At 37.6% G+C, this 17302-nt stretch carries 13 protein-coding genes; 7 read left to right on the plus strand and 6 right to left on the minus strand.

The annotated features are described in order from the left end of the window. Positions 1-73: 73 nt before the first annotated feature. Positions 74-1828, minus strand: coding sequence for a TonB-dependent receptor (locus HW347_RS13235; protein ID WP_214612297.1), 1755 nt, complete (start codon positions 1826-1828; stop codon positions 74-76). Between the two features lie 98 nt (positions 1829-1926). After that, the gene (locus HW347_RS13240; RefSeq protein WP_214612298.1) at positions 1927-4944 is read right to left on the minus strand and encodes a tetratricopeptide repeat protein; all 3018 of its coding nucleotides are present in this window, start codon (positions 4942-4944) and stop codon (positions 1927-1929) included. A 288-nt stretch (positions 4945-5232) separates the two neighbouring features. Between HW347_RS13240 and HW347_RS13245 the strand changes: the two genes are divergently transcribed. The 5 genes from HW347_RS13245 (at position 5233) to ppgK (ending at position 10419) form a co-directional block, all read left to right on the plus strand. Continuing rightward, entirely contained in the window at positions 5233-5916 is a 684-nt protein-coding gene (locus HW347_RS13245; RefSeq protein ID WP_155594520.1) for a cell division ATP-binding protein FtsE, read from the plus strand. A gap of 155 nt (positions 5917-6071) precedes the next feature. After that, positions 6072-7157: an endonuclease/exonuclease/phosphatase family protein gene (locus HW347_RS13250; protein WP_214612299.1), complete on the plus strand. Its 1086-nt coding sequence runs from the start codon at positions 6072-6074 to the stop codon at positions 7155-7157. A gap of 93 nt (positions 7158-7250) precedes the next feature. Next, positions 7251-8066: an NUDIX hydrolase gene (locus tag HW347_RS13255; protein WP_214612300.1), complete on the plus strand. Its 816-nt coding sequence runs from the start codon at positions 7251-7253 to the stop codon at positions 8064-8066. 40 nt (positions 8067-8106) lie between these two features. Then, positions 8107-9591, plus strand: a complete 1485-nt coding sequence (locus HW347_RS13260; RefSeq protein WP_214612301.1) for a sulfatase — start codon at positions 8107-8109, stop codon at positions 9589-9591. A 78-nt stretch (positions 9592-9669) separates the two neighbouring features. Continuing rightward, entirely contained in the window at positions 9670-10419 is a 750-nt protein-coding gene (gene ppgK, locus HW347_RS13265; protein ID WP_214612302.1) for a polyphosphate--glucose phosphotransferase, read from the plus strand. A 56-nt stretch (positions 10420-10475) separates the two neighbouring features. On the opposite strand, the gene HW347_RS13270 is transcribed toward ppgK, so the two are convergent. From HW347_RS13270 to HW347_RS13285, 4 genes are all read right to left on the minus strand, one after another. After that, positions 10476-11378, minus strand: coding sequence for a hypothetical protein (locus tag HW347_RS13270; RefSeq protein WP_214612303.1), 903 nt, complete (start codon positions 11376-11378; stop codon positions 10476-10478). A gap of 102 nt (positions 11379-11480) precedes the next feature. Beyond that, entirely contained in the window at positions 11481-13280 is a 1800-nt protein-coding gene (gene typA / locus HW347_RS13275; RefSeq protein ID WP_214612304.1) for a translational GTPase TypA, read from the minus strand. Between the two features lie 191 nt (positions 13281-13471). After that, the gene (locus tag HW347_RS13280) at positions 13472-14011 is read right to left on the minus strand and encodes a hypothetical protein (RefSeq protein ID WP_155594527.1); all 540 of its coding nucleotides are present in this window, start codon (positions 14009-14011) and stop codon (positions 13472-13474) included. A gap of 179 nt (positions 14012-14190) precedes the next feature. Beyond that, a complete protein-coding gene (locus HW347_RS13285; protein WP_214612305.1) occupies positions 14191-14664 on the minus strand; it encodes a hypothetical protein in 474 nt (157 codons plus the stop codon). 175 nt (positions 14665-14839) lie between these two features. On the opposite strand from HW347_RS13285, the gene kdsA reads away from it, so the two are divergent. Beyond that, entirely contained in the window at positions 14840-15661 is an 822-nt protein-coding gene (kdsA, locus tag HW347_RS13290) for a 3-deoxy-8-phosphooctulonate synthase (protein WP_214612306.1), read from the plus strand. Positions 15662-15682: 21 nt separating this feature from the next. Next, entirely contained in the window at positions 15683-17287 is a 1605-nt protein-coding gene (locus HW347_RS13295) for a sulfatase family protein (protein ID WP_214612307.1), read from the plus strand. Positions 17288-17302: the final 15 nt, after the last annotated feature.

Here is a 17302-nt window from a genome sequence, read left to right on the forward strand (position 1 = left end):
ACAAATCTTACGACAGCATAGATAAGACCCTAAAAAATCAGGTAAACACACTTTACCTATTTTTATAAAGAAACTATAGATCGAATTTATAGGTCAAACCACCCATAACTTGCAATCCCTGAACAGGATAGTTAGAAAAACGTTGGTAATTGTTATTGGCAATATTTGCCATTTTCACGAAGAAAGAAAGCTGATCATTCCAGCGATATCCTACATGGAAATTGGCATCAAAATAACCATCCAACACTACCCGAGTAGCAAAAAATTCTGCAGGAATTCCACTAGCAGAAGCAATGGTTGCTACATCATCTCGTTCACCTACATAAAACAGATTTGCACCTGCATACCATTTCTCTCCTATTTGATAATCCATAAACAATGAACCTTTAAGATCTGGTAAGTTCCAAGCTGGGTTATCGGTTTCGGTATTATAGTTGAAATATTCTACATTCACTCCTAAACTAAAGTTACGGTTCACATCTACATTTAATTCTCCAAAAGCTCCAATAGTCTTCACATCATCATAAAACACCTCAAAAGAATTACCATAGTAATACCCTTTTTCATCAGTTCTAGAATCATTTATAGCATTCAGTTTATAAAGTGCCTTTCTGTCTTCTGTAGTGTAACTTACTTTAACGTTATAACTCAAGTTAGGTAAAATCTGTCCTTTTAAACCCACATAAGCATCATACTTCTTATCCGTAGGAACAATGTCCAAAGTTGGGGAAACGTATGGGTTGTCTTCAACAAAACCATAGTAAGAGTTCTGCATTAAATCACCCTCTACTCCACCGTAGACTATAGCCATATCATCTAACAATCTGTAAGATGCGGTAACCGCAGGGTAGATATAGAAATTACTATCGCTATTTTCAGAATCAAGACCGTACACAAGATTTACACCTAAATTCAACGAAAAATCTTCGTTTAACAAAGCTAAGCTTGGGTTAATACCTACTTGCAGATTGCTATAATTTATTTCTGGTGTATTGGTTGGATTGTTAAGGCTAGAATTTTTGAAACTACCGCTTACATAGTCCACTTTAGCTTTAACCCTAAAATTCTCGTCCGCCACCGGGAATGAAAAACCTGTTTTAAAAACAGCTCTATTCTCTCCAGATTTAACAGCATCCCAAAATCTTCTGTATTCTAGTTTTGCATTTTCAAAATAGGAATCTTCCACATTAATATGTCCAGATGCTTCGGCCATATAATAATTTTGACGCTCGTCAATACCATCTACCTCTTCTTCTGTAAAAGTGGCATCTGGGATACCATACCAGTTATATAACTGGTGCTGCGCACCTACATCTACACCCCAATCAAAATCACTATCTCTTTTGGTGTAGCTAGCATCTAATTTAGAGTTTGAGTAAATATTATCTAACGCAACGCCATCAATATCGCCACGAGAAGAATTATGTTCCAAACCAAGCGTATAACCAGATTCACGGTCAATAGTTCTACTGGTGTAAAACTTACCCATTAAATTGGCAGGATTACCAACTCCTGCAGAAGCATATGAGTTGTACAATACCGGTGGTGGCGTTTTCTTTACGGCAGAAGCCTTGCCCTTGGCCGGTGTAAACGTAGAGGCCACAGGAACAGAAAATATACTGTAGTTTATCTTTTTCTTTTGCAAGACAATAGAATCGTTAAGATTGGGTATGGTCTTGATTTTAAAAGCATCGTTAATCGTTGGCGTATAGGCCTTGGTAACGGTAACGGTTTCCGTACCTATATCGTCTTTTTCTTCTTCTTGCGCTATGGCAAACTGAAAAACACCAGTAAGGAAAATAAGAGTAAGCTTTATATGTTTGTGCATTCTGTGTTCTTTTTTGAATTTACACCTTAAAAGCGAAGCCGGTTCTAAAAAGCCTCGTTCAAATTCAATTTTCAATCTTGTTAAATCTATTTCTAATTTCAATCGGTTCTCACTGATGAATTACTCTGTGCTTCTTTAGCTTTAATAACAGAAAGCTCGCCTTTGGCCTCGGAAACAATTTCTGCAAACTGACTGAAATTACTGATTACACTATCCAAAATATAGGTGGCTTGATAAGCATCTCCCAAAGCATAGAAGTTCTTGGCCATAATAATTAAACCTTTCCCTCCCCATTCTTTATAACCTGAATAGTCTTTTGCCAACTTCTGAACAGATATGTTGGAGTTTTCATAATCCTGTGCCTTACTTTTAAAATAAGCATCATAGTAAAGTGCTTCAGCTGCAGTAGAACCAGACGCAATTTTCAATACATCGCCGTAGGCCGTTTCTGCTTTCGCTTCATCTCCCGTAGCAATTGCAGAACGTGCAATCATTATCTGTGCATCACTTTTAATACGGTTATCTATTGTAGGTGTAGCCAATACTTTTTCTGCATAAGCCAATGTCTTACCATAGTCTTTCTGCTCATAGTATCCTTTCATTAAGTTAGATTGAGCAAAAATTCTGTTTTGCTGAATATCCGCTTGATTTTCCAAACGTTGTAAATAAGGCAAGGCCGAAGCATAATCCTTTTTACCAATGTAGACTTCACAAACTCTAGTCAACGCCTGCTCTGCATATTCGCTTCCCATTTTATCGGCAACGAATTTATAGTTTGGCAATGCCTTTTCCTTTTCGCCTTTAGCAAAATACAGTTGTGCTAAGTTGAAATTGGCTTTAACGGAATTTAATCCTTTAGGGAATTGCTTGATGTAACTCTCATACCCTTTAATGGCGGCATCTTTATTACCTTCCATGTTTTGTTTATCGGCAGATTCAAAAGTGGCGTTGTCCAACTCACTATCCGTTACCTCAACAAAATCTAATTTTGATACCCATTCTCCGTACTCATCAACTCGGCCTAAATCAACATAAATCAATTTTGCCGTAGACACCGCCTGAATCGCCTCTTGTGTATCTGGGAAATTATGAACCACAGCTTTAAACTCTGTTAACGCTTGTTCGTTTCGGTTTGCATTATAGTGAACCAAACCTTGACGCATCATTGCCTGCGGCACTAAAGAACTAGCTTTGTACTCCGTAATTACACGTTGGTACGTCTGCAGACCTTGTTGCTCTTGTCCAGCAGCTATTAAGGTATTTGCCAATTCAAATAGAGCATCATCCTTTAAACTTGACTTTGGATATGCCGAAACAAATGTTCTTAACTCTTCAATTTTAGTATCACGTCTATCTACAAAACCGTAGCTGATCGCTTTTTGATAAGCCGCATAATCCTTTTCTGTTCCAGTAAGTGAAAGTGCTTTATTGTACGTTTCTATAGCTGGCCAATATTTACTGGTCACAAAATAGCTATCTCCTAAACGAAGGTAACCGTCGTACAATTTCTGTGTATCGCTAGAACCCGCATTGGCGAAATTTTCAAAATAAGAAATAGCGTTACTATAATCTCTTAACTTAAAATAGGTGTACGCTAAATTGTAATCTAGCTCTTTATATTCCTCCGTAGATTTAGCCGATGGATTTTGCTGAAACTGAATATAGTCTACCAATGCTTTACTGAAATTATTTAGGGCATATTCCGCTTCGGCTTTCCAATAGTTAGCTTTTGCACGGAACATATTATCCTCGGCACTATCAAGCGACTTTCCTAAATTCTCTGCTGCACCTTGGTAATCAGCATTCATGAACAATTCAATACCACGGTAGTATGCTACTTTCTGGTAGGTAGCCTTACTGGCGTAGTTCTTGTTTTTCTCAAGAAGTTCCATGGCTCCTGCAAAGTTTTTAGAGGTGATATATGAATCTACCAATAACTCTTGCATCTCTTCTTTGTTGGCACTGTCTGGGTATTTTGCCAAGTAATCAGTGATAACCTGAGGAACTGGTTCGTAAGCATTACCAACTTCGTAGCTTAAACGTGCATAATTTAAATACGCATCTTTCTGAATTTCTTGGGAGAAGTCCATTTGAGAAGCATTTCTAAACGCATTCAATGCTTCTTGCTTTTTATCCAACTTCAGATAACATTCCGCTAAATGGTAATATGCATTTTGAGAAACGCTATTGGTACCTCCTATAATTTTATTGAATTGCTGGACAGCATTGGCATAGTCGCCTTGCTTGTAGTACGAATATCCTAAAAGGTAATAATCCGTATTACTCCACTTGCCTTTTTTACCTTGATAATCTTCTAGGTACGGAATGGCGTTGGAATATTCTTTTAAGTTGAAATAGCTCTCGCCAATAATTTTGCTAAGCTCCGACTTCTCTTTACGATCACCCTTTGCCATTTGCTTCTTTGCCAAACCTATGGCTTGATCAAACTTACCAAGCTTAAAGTTCATATCGGCTTGATAATAATCCATCTTCTCTTCAAGAATATCAGGATCTTTTATCTGATCAAAACGCTGGTTGGCCGTTTCGTAATCATCTTGCTGATAAGCAATGTAGCCCATATAATATTTAGCCTGAGAAGCATAAACAGGAGAATTCTCTACTTTTTGAAGATAGCTTTCTGCTTCTTTTTGTTTTCCTGATGAATACAGAGAATACCCGTAATTAAAGTTAAACTTGTCCATCTCTTTACGAGACAGAGCACTTTGCTCAACCTTATTGTACCATTTTAAAGCATACGGATACTTTCCAGTTTCAAAATAATACTCGGCAACATCTACATAAGCAGAGTTCCTTTTGGTAGACGTTGGATAATTGGCTACGAAGTCTTCCATTAACCGATCAGCTCCCAATTGGTTCAACCGAACCGCAGCATTGGCCTCATAATATGCACTATTGGCCTTGGTCTCTAGATTCTTGGTATTATCCTTAACCTTAGCAAATATAGACTGCGCCGCTTGGTACTGCTCATTATTATAGAGCGACAAGGCATCTTGATATTGTTTCTGATCGTGGGTGTAAATTTTAGTTTCTTGAGCGATTCCCATAGAAACCATCCCCAGAAAAACAGGGATAAGCGCGGTGATTTTTTTTAGCATAGTGTTCTAACTAGAAATATGTATTACCGTTAATTAATTTTAATAACGTTGAATATTGCATCTAAGTATATAATAAGGGGTGTTTTCATCTTAATAATTTAACACCACGGGCAATCTTTAAAAAAGCAAAAAGATTTTATCAGTGCCTGCCGTACGTTAATCTTTAACTTATTACTTTTATATTATTATTTAGATTCAAAGTTCGAGATTTGGCGATCACTATACAGAACTACGCCCTACCTTTAACGATTGATTAACAAATTAAACTTATAACCCGGTACCTTAAAGATGTCAGAAACGATTTTAGAGCTAAAGGATGTAGCTATTTTTCAAAAAGATAGTCTTATTTTAAATGAGGTAACACTTGATGTACTTAAAGGCGAATTTGTTTATTTGATAGGAAAAACGGGAAGTGGAAAAAGTAGTTTTATGAAAACACTCTACGGAGACCTTCCTCTTAAACAAGGCACAGGTAGCATTGTAGATTTTGACCTCACCAAATTACGAGAAAAAGACATTCCATTTCTACGCCGTAAAATTGGTATTGTATTTCAGGATTTTAAATTATTACCAGACCGTACCATTAATAAAAACCTACACTTTGTTCTTAAAGCTACCGGCTGGAAAGACAGCCATAAAATGAGCCAAAAGATAGAGGACGTTTTGGATAAGGTAGGTATGAAAACAAAAGGGTTTAAATTTCCGCATCAGCTTTCTGGTGGTGAACAACAACGTGTTGCTATCGCAAGGGCCCTTCTGAATGACCCTGATTTAATCCTAGCAGATGAGCCTACAGGAAACCTAGACCCACAAACCAGTGTAGAGGTCATGAAAGTTCTACAAGAAATACACAAATCTGGTCGTTCTATTTTAATGGCTACTCATGATTACGCACTTATTCTAAAATATCCGTCAAAAACTCTTAAATGCGACGGCAACAAAATCTTTGAAGTCGTACAACGGGCTGTGTAGATTTAAGTGCCAACTACACATAAAACAACCTTATCCTTACAGAAGAGTACTATAGAAGGCTGTTAATTTTCATAACTTTATGGCAAGCCGCTGCTATCTCATTTTTTGATAGCCTTATACTACGGTGGTAACATAAATTCTTAAAACGAGACGTTATGCCCCATATCAATTTTGCTTGGTGGAATCTTCAGAATTTTTTTGATACTGATGACGACCCTATTTCAAATGACTTTAGCTTTACACCCGCAGCAGGCTGGACAGATAGTGTATTCAATAAGAAAAAAGAAAATCTAGCCGAAGGTCTTAATCTTATTTGGCCCAATGAGCAAATTGACTTACTGACCGTTTGTGAAATAGAAAAAGATACGCTTCTTCAAGAATTATTGGAAGAGGCTGGTATGGACCACCTTAGTGTTGTTTTTGATGCTGCCGGCACAAGTGACTTAAGAGGCATTGATGTTGCCATGGCGTACAACCCTAGCAAGCTTACGGTTGTTTCAAGAACCTCACACCTTGTTCATCTCAGGTATCGTACGCGAGATATTTTTGAAGTGGTTTTTAGAATTAATGACACAGGCGAAGAGTTCGTGGTCATTGCATCTCACTGGCCATCACGTAGCAGAGGTCAATATCATTCAGAACCTTTACGTATTGCCGTTGCCGAACACATTGCATTTTTAGTGGAGGCCCACACCAAAGTAGATTCTACTACTTATGAAACGCTTCAAGCAAATGATGACCTGGCAGCTATTCAAGCTAAATGGGAAAGTAAAGTTTTGGTAGTGGGCGATTTTAACGATGAACCTTTTGACCGCAGTATCATACAGCATTTAAAAGCCTCTAGAGACTTAGATAAAGTAAAAGGCGCCACTAATGATTTTGATAAATTCGTACACACCTATAAATACAGGGCCAGAGAAACTTTTCTCTATAATTTAAGTACCACTCTTTTAAATAAATCTGCTTCTGGAAACACAGGAACTTATTTTTTAAGCGGATTATTTGACGGCACAGTCTTTACTAACCGTTACCAAATGTTAGATCAGCTAGTGGTAACGCGTGGATTTTTATCCGGTAGCGGCATTACTGCTGAAATAGACACTTTTGACATTGTGGATGACGGCACATTGGCTACCTCTAGCGGAAGGCCACGATCGTTTAAATACAAATCTTCAAAACCTAATTTTGTACCCAGTGGGTATTCAGATCACCTACCCTTAAAGTTGAAACTTAATTACTGAGAATAGACCATAAAATGTGTTCTAATAAACTGAAACGGGTATCTTTAAAATGAAATTATAGATTTGCCGCTTAGGCAACCTCAACCCGTTATCATGATCTTAAAAAAGCAAACCTACAGACCGGACAAGCCCACAAACCCTTTTATTGGGGCACTCCTTTTTTTAATCTCCATTATCCTATTAGTAATAACCGGGCCACTTGGCTTTGTTTACGGTATTTTCCACAGTCTATTTACCCGAGGGATTAAAGGTGTTGGTGAGTATTTTTTAAAAATTGCTATTTCCATAGATCAATTGGGAAATGTAATGATGCAGCATTTAATGAATATACTTTGGACAGATAAGAACGGTTATAAATTTGGCAATAGGGATGAGACTATTTCAAGCGCATTAGGGCGTAACAAAAAACTTGGGACACTTACCGCAGCAGGAAGACTTATAGACAGGATTTTAGATATTATTGACCCCAATCATTCGCTCAACTCCATTGATTATTATGTGGAACCTTCCGAGAATATTATAGACCATTTAGCATGGATACATATTGAAGAAGAACAAATTCTCTGTCTAAAAAAAATAAACGAAGATTTCTATTTTATTCCCAAAGGGATGCGCACTATTGGCGATACCGATTCTCAAACCCTAGTAAAAAGCACCAAGAAAATTTTTAATGTAGATATTGATGTGTCATCAATGGAATTCGTTGGTATTTTTGAGGCTCAAGCTAACGGGAAGAAACCTGGTATTCTTTCTCGTATGACCTGCTATACGGCTACACATAAAGGCGAGCTACAATCGGACTCTAAAACCAACGAAATAGCCTGGCTAACCTATGAAGACAAAGCTAACATGAGCGAAGTAGATCAGTTAATTTTTGATGTTTTATATCAAAACGGTGAGCTTACCTAAAATCTGTATCTTTAGTTTCCATTCACCAAACCCGCTTAAAATGCTTAAATATTTTGCCGCTTTATTTTTCCTAATAGGCCTTACGGACCACAACCATTTATCCGCTCAAAATAAAGAAAAACCTAATGTGCTATTTATCTGCGTAGACGACCTTCGTACGGAATTGGGAGCTTACGGAAAACACTACGTGAAATCTCCAAATATGGATGCCCTCGCCAAAAGTGGCGCATTATTCACCAATCATTACGTTCAAGTCCCTACTTGTGGTGCTTCAAGGCATGCTATACTTACTGGTATGCGACCTTCAAAACCTATTCATATAGCCAATAACGCTATTGTAGAGGAAATATCAGGTCAGCCTGAAAAATCTATTCCAGAAACATTTATTCATCGCTTTAAACAAGATGGATATCATACGGTAGGGATAGGAAAAATAAGTCATTCAGCGGATGGACTTGTTTACGGTTACGAAGAACAACCCACAGAAAAAAGAGAGCTCCCCTATAGTTGGAGTGAACTGCTCTTTGACCCGGGCAAATGGGAAACCGGCTGGAATGCCTTTTTTGCTTATGCGAATGGTGAAAACAGACAAAGCCTTAAAAAACAAGTAAAGCCTTACGAAGCTGGTGAAACTGATGATCAAGGATATCCGGATGGACTAACTACCAACCTTGCTATTTCAAAATTAAAAGAATTGAAAAAGAATGGAGAACCCTTTTTTATGGGCGTAGGATTTTTTAAACCTCACCTTCCTTTTAATGCTCCAAAGAAATATTGGGACCTTTATGATGAAGCTAAAATTCCGTTGTCTTCAAATCCCGAAATTCCAGAAAACATCAACTTAAAAAGCCTGCATACCAGTGGTGAATTCAACCAATATGCTTTAGGTGAAGAAAAGGCCGGTCTTAACAAACAGGTTTCAGATGCCTATGCCAGAAAACTGAGACATGGGTACCTTGCCTCTATAAGCTATATTGACGCGCAAATTGGCAAGCTCTATCAAGAATTAAAAGACTTAGAATTAGACCAAAATACCATCATCGTAATCTGGGGAGATCATGGTTGGCATTTGGGAGACCAGCGTGTCTGGGGAAAACATACCCTTTTTGAAAATGCATTAAAAAGCACGCTAATAATAAATTCGCCTTATTCCCAGCACAAAGCAAAAAAAGTACGCGCTATTGTTGAGAGTATAGACATCTACCCTACCCTTTTAGATATGTGCGACATTAAACAAACGAAATCTACGGATGGCGAAAGTTTTGAAAAACACATAAAATATAATATTCCAGATACCGAAGAAGTTGCATACAGTTATTTCAGGAACGGAATTTCTATGCGAACCAAAAATTACAGGTTAACAAAATACTTTAGAAAGGACCAACCCGTTATTGAACTTTACGACCATCACGCGGGCAATGCCAAAGAGGATAAAAACATTGCGGAAGTAAACCCAGAGGTTGTAAATGAATTGATGCCACTTTTAGAAAAAGGTGACACGGGTATTTTCACTATTACCAAATAAAATGGAAGCAAGTGCGTATCGTTCGATTACTCTGAAAAGTTTTTGTTACTTTGGCGCTATAAATATTAAAATAAAATAATGGAAGTTTTAGGTATTGATGTAGGAGGTTCTGGTATAAAAGGTGCCATTGTAAATATCGAAACCGGAAAATTAGTTACGAAACGCCATCGTATACCTACCCCTGAGTCGCGCAAGCCTGAAGATATGGCCAAGGTAGTTGCTCAAATTGTAAAGCATTTTGATTACAAAGGAAAAGTAGGCTGTGGTTTTCCGACCGTTATAAAAAGAGGAGTCTGTAAATCTCCTGGAAACCTTCACAAAAGCTGGCTGAATACAAACGTAGAAGAGCTTTTCAAGAAAAAAACCGGTCTTGATTTTACCGTAGTTAACGATGCTGATATAGCTGGTTATGCCTCTATGAACTATGGCACCGGCAAAGACATGGAAGGCCTTGTTATAATGCTTACAATTGGCACTGGACTAGGTAGCGGTGCTTTTCTAGATGGAAAATTGATTCCTAATTTTGAACTAGGACAAATTCCATATAAAAAATACAAGAAAATAGAACTTTGGGCTGCAGGTTCTGCTAAAGACCGTGAAGGGTTGACCTATAAGAAATGGGGTAAACGTTTTAACAAGTTTTTGAAATTGGTAGATTTAATTGTTTCTCCAGACACCATTCTTTTAGGTGGTGGTGCTTCAAAAGATTTTGACGAATTCAAAGATTGCATCACTATTGACACACCGGTAATACCTGCTGGGTTACAAAACCATGCCGGAATCATAGGTGCGGCTGCCGCAGCTTTTCACAATATATCATACCATTAAAGAACGCCCTCTATAAAACAAAAAAGGCCTTAATTCTCAATTAAGGCCTTTTTTGTTTATTCAATCTTTGCATTCTCTGGAACTGCAAAAAAGTCTTGGTCAATATCTTTTACAAAATGAATATCTGAGATATCTATTTGAGTGACATATTCACCTTGCTTACCTTCTTTAGTACTCCAATGAGTTTTTAGTTCTTTTGGCAACAATACTCCACTCACGTTTACCAATTCACCAACTTCCATGAACTTTTCAGGATTGTGACCTCCATCTTTAAAATACTCAGGATATGAAACTATATATCTGGTGGCAGTCAATAAATGTGATTCTTTATCAAACTGAAGGATATAATAATCATCCGGAGCATCTCCTGTTCCAGCAGCAAAAGTAACTTTAACCACATCGTTAGTTTTATTCTTATAGGTTGTTTCTGGCAACAACTCTAGATTTACACCTTCACCATCTAACACAAATGGGTGTGCAAAAAGATAAAGAGGTGTCAATGCCCAAAATTTAGTATCATATGCAAAGGCCGTAGAATCCTTAGCCTGTACCCAAGCAGTTTCACCATCCCAACCAAATGTTGCTGTACTGTCCGTAACACTTGTATGTACGGCTTTATTACGCCATGCATCTACTACTTCATAACTATCACGTACCGTGCTACCATCTAAAGGCTGGTAGTTAAAACGAAAAGACAATGCTCCGTTACCATACCAGTTTTTAAGTCCACCGTGAGCTTCCATTCCTGCCCAAACAATTTTACCTGCGTCTGATTTTTCCAGCTTACTTTTAGCCTTCTCTACACGCTTGTTAACCCAAGCTTCAGGTATTACATAATCTTCTGTAACTGCTTCCGTAACAACTTCAGTTGCTTCTTTCTTTTCCTTTGGTTGCTCGTTACATGATGATAACAATGTACCGATTATTAAAAAACCGGCTACTTGAATATTAAATTTCATAGGTATTCTTTTTGGGTTAAAACTTTAAGTCGAATCAATACGCTATACCTTTCAAAAAAAGGTAAAAAAAAAGCCCTGAATTAAAATTCAGGGCTTTTTAAATTATGCTATTTTATATCTCTTTCGATCTACTTCCTTTAGATACACTTTTCTAATTCGCAGAAAGTGCGGTGTTACCTCTACATATTCATCTTTCTGAATATATTCTAACGCTTCCTCTAATGAGAATTTGATAGCAGGAACAATCTTAGCTTTATCATCAGCACCTGATGAACGTACGTTAGACATCTTTTTAGTCTTAGTGATATTCACCGTCATATCATCACCACGAGAATTCTCACCAATTACTTGACCTTCGTAAATATCTTCACCTGGTTCAACAAAAAACTTACCACGATCCTGAAGTTTATCAATAGAATAAGGAATTGCTTTTCCATTCTCCATAGAAACCAATGAACCATTCTGACGCTGTGGAATAACACCTTTCATAGGTTGGTACTCCAAGAAACGGTGTGACATAATTGCCTCTCCAGCTGTAGCAGTCAATAATTGGTTACGAAGACCAATGATACCTCTAGAAGGAATCAAGAATTCACAAACCATACGGTTGCCTTTAGCTTCCATACTAGTCATTTCACCTTTTCTAATAGAAACCATTTCTACTGCCTTTCCAGAAACATTTTCTGGTAAATCAATAGTCAGTGCCTCTATTGGCTCACATTTAACGCCATCAATTTCTTTTATGATAACCTGTGGTTGACCAATTTGAAGTTCGTAACCTTCACGACGCATGGTCTCAATTAATACAGAAAGGTGCAATACACCACGACCGAAAACCAAAAACTTATCTGCACTATCTGTTTCGTTAACACGAAGCGCTAAGTTCTTTTCTAGTTCACGCTCTAAACGCTCCTTAATATGTCTTGAAGTAACAAATTTACCATCTTGACCAAAAAATGGACTATCGTTAATAGTAAACAACATGCTCATTGTTGGCTCATCAATAGCAATGGTCTTTAAACCTTCAGGTTCTTCAATATCAGCAACAGTGTCACCAATTTCAAAACCTTCAATACCTGTTATAGCACAAATATCTCCTGTAACTACTTCTTTTACTTTAAGCCTTCCTAGACCTTCAAAAATAAAGAGTTCTTTTATTTTTGATTTTACGATAGACCCATCTCTTTTTACCAAAGAAATTTGTTGTCCTTCTTTTAAACCACCTCTTATTAATCTTCCAATAGCAATACGTCCTGTAAAAGAAGAGAAATCTAAAGATGTAATTAACATTTGAGTGTTACCCTCTTTTGGTTCAAAAGTTGGGATATGCTCAATAACCATATCTAACAATGGCTCTATATTGTCTGTTTCGTTTTTCCAATCATCACTCATCCAGTTGTTCTTTGCCGAACCGTAAACGGTAGGGAAATCTAACTGCCATTCTTCTGCACCTAATTCATACATAAGATCAAAGACCTTTTCATGAACTTCTTCTGGAGTACAGTTTTCTTTATCAACCTTATTAACAACCACACAAGGTTTCAAACCTAAGTCAATTGCTTTTTGAAGTACAAAACGCGTCTGAGGCATAGGACCTTCAAAAGCATCTACTAATAACAAAACACCATCTGCCATGTTCAAAACACGTTCTACTTCACCACCAAAATCGGCGTGACCAGGAGTATCAATGATATTTATTTTTGTTCCTTTATATACAACAGATACGTTCTTTGAGGTAATGGTGATACCACGTTCACGTTCCAAGTCGTTGTTATCCAAAATTAAATCTCCTGTGTTTTGATTCTCACGAAACAATTGACAGTGATACATAATTTTATCTACCAAGGTTGTCTTACCGTGGTCTACGTGTGCGATAATCGCAATGTTTTTAGTTATTGGCATATGTAATTATTTAATAGCAGTCAGCCGCTATTTTAAGCGTGCAAAGATACTGCTATTTTCCATGCAGTAACACAAACTTATGTTATTTTTATGTTGTTGATTTCTAGTCAGTTCGCTCTAATTAAGACAAGCGACTATAGGTGATGCTCTTTTTCGCACAAAAAGTGTCCATAAAAAACCCAATTAATAGCTTAACGCCGTTTTCCTAATACCCAACCTACACGTGCTGATAGAATGGGGCCCAAACCATTGTCGGATTGCGTACTAAAATACCCTACTCCACCCTCTAAGCGATAGAAAAACCCACGCTTATAGGTTCGTTGTAAGCCGTATACCGGACCAACACCAATAATACTTTCAGCCAATTCTAAATCTCCGAATATTGGATTTGCATCTTGATAGACCATTACCGCAGCTATATAATTCCCTGAATTACCAGAGATATTTTTCCCTTTGTCCAATCTTCTCTCCATATTGTAATAATAACGGAACTGCCCCCTTAGCGTAGGATAAATACCAAAATCTGTTTCACAACCGCTACACCCTCTTAAGCCAAAACCAACAACAAGCTCTAAACTAGCCGTTGTATTTTTTCCTAATCCTTTTTCATAGAGAATTGCAGGCACAGGCAATCCTAACTGAACTTGATGATTCTCAACATTTTTTTGTGTTTGAGCATTTACGTAAACCGTGCAGACGAAAAAAATAAATAAAAAATTGAAGTTTTTCATAAGAGTGTTCTAGTGTTTATTAAGCTTTAGAAGTTATCAAATATCAAGCCAAAAACACATTTTTCCTAACGTATCTGTAAGAAAAAAGAACCTCATTAAGTCTATCTATAACAAATACTCAGAGACATCATTTTTTTGCTTTTCGAATATTATGTATGCTCCCTTCTAATCAAGAACATCTATCTACCCACGCACCATCGTTTTTCGCTTATAATCCACCCGATACTTAAATTAGCTACAGGGTAAACTCCACCTTTAAACTGACCAGCATAATAAGCAGCACCAACATCAACGGAGAAATTGAATCCCGAATCATAACTACGCTGCACACCGGTTACCAAACCTGCATAACCAAAAGCACCCTTTACCTCCTTACTTTCTATAGTTCTTGCGCCAGGGAAAAATACTGCAGCAGCAGGCGCCACATAATTTGCCGAATTGCCATAAATCTGTCTCCTATTCCGTTGCCTTTTTTCAAAATTATAATAATACCTATACTGCCCAGCTATGGCAGGAAAAAAACCTAACTCTTCATAAATATTAGATACTAAAGGGTCTAGTGCGACTTGCATTCCTGCTTTGACATCAAAGGTAGTATTGGTGCCAATTGCCATTTCATATTCAAACCCAGGATTTACAAGGTTAATTTTCATCTGTCTTAATTCGCAATTTTTACCGAATTGAGCATTGACTTGACTCGCAAGCAACAGCAGTAAGAAAAAGGGTAGGCTTTGTTTGAAATACATTTTGATTTGGGTTTACGACAATCTTATCCAAATACAACCGTAAGCTGCTTAAAATAGTATCTTTGTTTAAAATATTCGACGAATGGACTTATCCTTAATACCTCAAATAAAACATACAGATAGCAACAACTTTTTTCTACTTTCTGGTCCTTGCGCTATTGAAGGCGAAGATATGGCGATGCGGATTGCAGAGCATATTGTTACGATTACTAGCGACTTAAAAATACCTTACGTATTTAAGGGTAGTTTTAAAAAAGCAAACAGGAGCAGGCTAGATTCTTTTACTGGTATTGGGGATGAGAAGGCATTAAAAATATTACGGAAAGTTTCTGAGACCTTTAAAGTACCCACCGTAACCGATATTCATACGGAACAAGATGCTGTTATGGCTGCAGAATATGTAGATGTATTACAAATCCCAGCTTTTTTGGCGCGTCAAACAGATTTAGTGGTTGCAGCTGCTGAAACAGGAAAAACCGTAAACATCAAAAAAGGACAGTTCATGAGTCCAGAAAGCATGAAACATGCGGTTAATAAAGTTACGGAAACAGGTAACCAACAAGCTATGATTACGGATCGTGGTACCATGTTTGGTTATCATGATATGGTAGTTGATTTTAGAGGCGTGCCTACCATGAAACAATTTGCCCCCGTTGTTTTAGATGTTACCCATTCATTACAACAACCAAACCAATCTTCGGGTGTTACAGGCGGCAGGCCCTCATTAATTGGCACAATGGCGCGAGCAGGAATGGCTGCAGGTGTTGACGGTCTTTTTATAGAAACTCATTTTGATTGTGCCAACGCAAAAAGTGATGGCGCCAATATGCTTGACTTAGGCTTGATGAGAAAATTATTGACCGATTTGACTGCTATTAGAAACACCATAAATGGGCTTGTTTAATTCTTATCTTTTTTTAATTAAATGAAATTATACCGACACACCTTTCTAGTACTATTAATAGCTGTCTACTCTTGTCAAACCGAACCAGATGTACCTGTCAAAAAACGCCCTAACATTGTTTTCATCATGTCTGATGATCACGCTTATCAAGCTATTAGTGCTTACGATGATCGGTTAATCAACACACCAAATATTGACCGTATTGCCAAAGAGGGAATGCTTTTTACAAATGCCTCGGTAACCAACTCAATCTGCGCTCCTTCAAGAGCAGTAATATTGACTGGTAAACATTCGCACATCAACGGAAAGATTGATAACATCTCCCCTTTTGACACGACCAATGTTACTTTCCCGCAACTACTAAGAAAAGCGGGATACCAAACGGCCATGTTCGGGAAATTACATTTTGGAAACAATCCCAAAGGCTTTGACGAGTTTAAAATCTTACCAGGACAGGGCGATTATTACAACCCAAAATTCATCACTGCTACTGGCGACACTACGATTACAGGATATGTCACCGATATTATTACCGACCTAGCGATCGACTGGTTTGAAAACCGAAGAGATAGTGAAAAACCTTTTATGTTGATGTATCTGCACAAGGCACCACATAGAACTTGGATGCCCGCGGAACGTCATTACAAAGATTTTACCCAAAAGACTTCCCCCCTTCCTGAAACACTTTTTGATGATTATGTGAGCCGAGAAACTACTGCTGGTCCGGCTGAAATGAACATCTTAAAACATATGCAGCTTTCATACGATTTAAAGGTCACCGACAGTGTAGCCAAACAACTTGATATTAAAAACTGGAATACCATTGGAAACAGAATAGGCCGTCTCAACCCAGAACAAAAAAAATCTTGGGATGCTGTTTACGACCCTATCAACGAAGATTTTGCTAAGCGTTTTCCTAATATGAACGATAGCACTTTAATGGTGTGGAAATATCAACGTTATATGCAAGACTACTTAGGCACCATTGCTGGAGTGGATGAAAATGTTGGTCGTTTGTTAGATTATTTGGACGAAAACAACCTGAGTGAAAATACTCTTGTGGTTTATACCTCCGATCAAGGATTTTACTTGGGGGAACACGGTTGGTTCGATAAACGTTTTATGTACAATGAATCTTTTAAAACACCTTTATTGATTAAATGGCCCCATGTCATTACTCCTGGAACAACAGAGGATGAAATGGTTCAAAACCTCGATTTCGCCCAGACCTTTTTAGAAGTTGCAGGTGTTGTCCCACCGGAAGACATGCAAGGTGAAAGCCTAGTGCCCCTATTAACGGGAGAAAAAGAAAAATGGAACAGAGACGGCGTATACTACCATTTTTACGAATACCCTGCTGAACATGCTGTGAAAAGACATTATGGTATTGCTACAAAAGAATACAAACTCATTCATTTTTATTATGATGTGGATGTATGGGAGCTTTATGACCAATCAAAAGACCCCAATGAAATTAACAATGTATACGAAGACCCAGAATATGCCGATGTAGTTACCGATATGAAAGAAAAACTTGAGGAGTTACGGAAAAAATATAAAGATTCCGATGAACTTAATACCCAATTCATTGAGCATTACAAAAGCGAAGGGTTAATCACTGAATAATTAAACCTCATCTTT

The sequence above is a fragment of the Zobellia barbeyronii genome (assembly GCF_018603515.1).
Taxonomy (GTDB): domain Bacteria; phylum Bacteroidota; class Bacteroidia; order Flavobacteriales; family Flavobacteriaceae; genus Zobellia; species Zobellia barbeyronii.

What these genes read in the sequence shown, in the direction of transcription:
- HW347_RS13235 (WP_214612297.1), bottom strand. Translation starts at nt 1,828, where the DNA reads ATGCACAAACATATAAAGCTTACTCTTATTTTCCTTACTGGTGTTTTT.
- HW347_RS13240 (WP_214612298.1), bottom strand. Translation starts at nt 4,944, where the DNA reads ATGCTAAAAAAAATCACCGCGCTTATCCCTGTTTTTCTGGGGATGGTT.
- HW347_RS13245 (WP_155594520.1), top strand. Translation starts at nt 5,233, where the DNA reads ATGTCAGAAACGATTTTAGAGCTAAAGGATGTAGCTATTTTTCAAAAA.
- HW347_RS13250 (WP_214612299.1), top strand. Translation starts at nt 6,072, where the DNA reads ATGCCCCATATCAATTTTGCTTGGTGGAATCTTCAGAATTTTTTTGAT.
- HW347_RS13255 (WP_214612300.1), top strand. Translation starts at nt 7,251, where the DNA reads ATGATCTTAAAAAAGCAAACCTACAGACCGGACAAGCCCACAAACCCT.
- HW347_RS13260 (WP_214612301.1), top strand. Translation starts at nt 8,107, where the DNA reads ATGCTTAAATATTTTGCCGCTTTATTTTTCCTAATAGGCCTTACGGAC.
- ppgK (WP_214612302.1), top strand. Translation starts at nt 9,670, where the DNA reads ATGGAAGTTTTAGGTATTGATGTAGGAGGTTCTGGTATAAAAGGTGCC.
- HW347_RS13270 (WP_214612303.1), bottom strand. Translation starts at nt 11,378, where the DNA reads ATGAAATTTAATATTCAAGTAGCCGGTTTTTTAATAATCGGTACATTG.
- typA (WP_214612304.1), bottom strand. Translation starts at nt 13,280, where the DNA reads ATGCCAATAACTAAAAACATTGCGATTATCGCACACGTAGACCACGGT.
- HW347_RS13280 (WP_155594527.1), bottom strand. Translation starts at nt 14,011, where the DNA reads ATGAAAAACTTCAATTTTTTATTTATTTTTTTCGTCTGCACGGTTTAC.
- HW347_RS13285 (WP_214612305.1), bottom strand. Translation starts at nt 14,664, where the DNA reads ATGAAAATTAACCTTGTAAATCCTGGGTTTGAATATGAAATGGCAATT.
- kdsA (WP_214612306.1), top strand. Translation starts at nt 14,840, where the DNA reads ATGGACTTATCCTTAATACCTCAAATAAAACATACAGATAGCAACAAC.
- HW347_RS13295 (WP_214612307.1), top strand. Translation starts at nt 15,683, where the DNA reads ATGAAATTATACCGACACACCTTTCTAGTACTATTAATAGCTGTCTAC.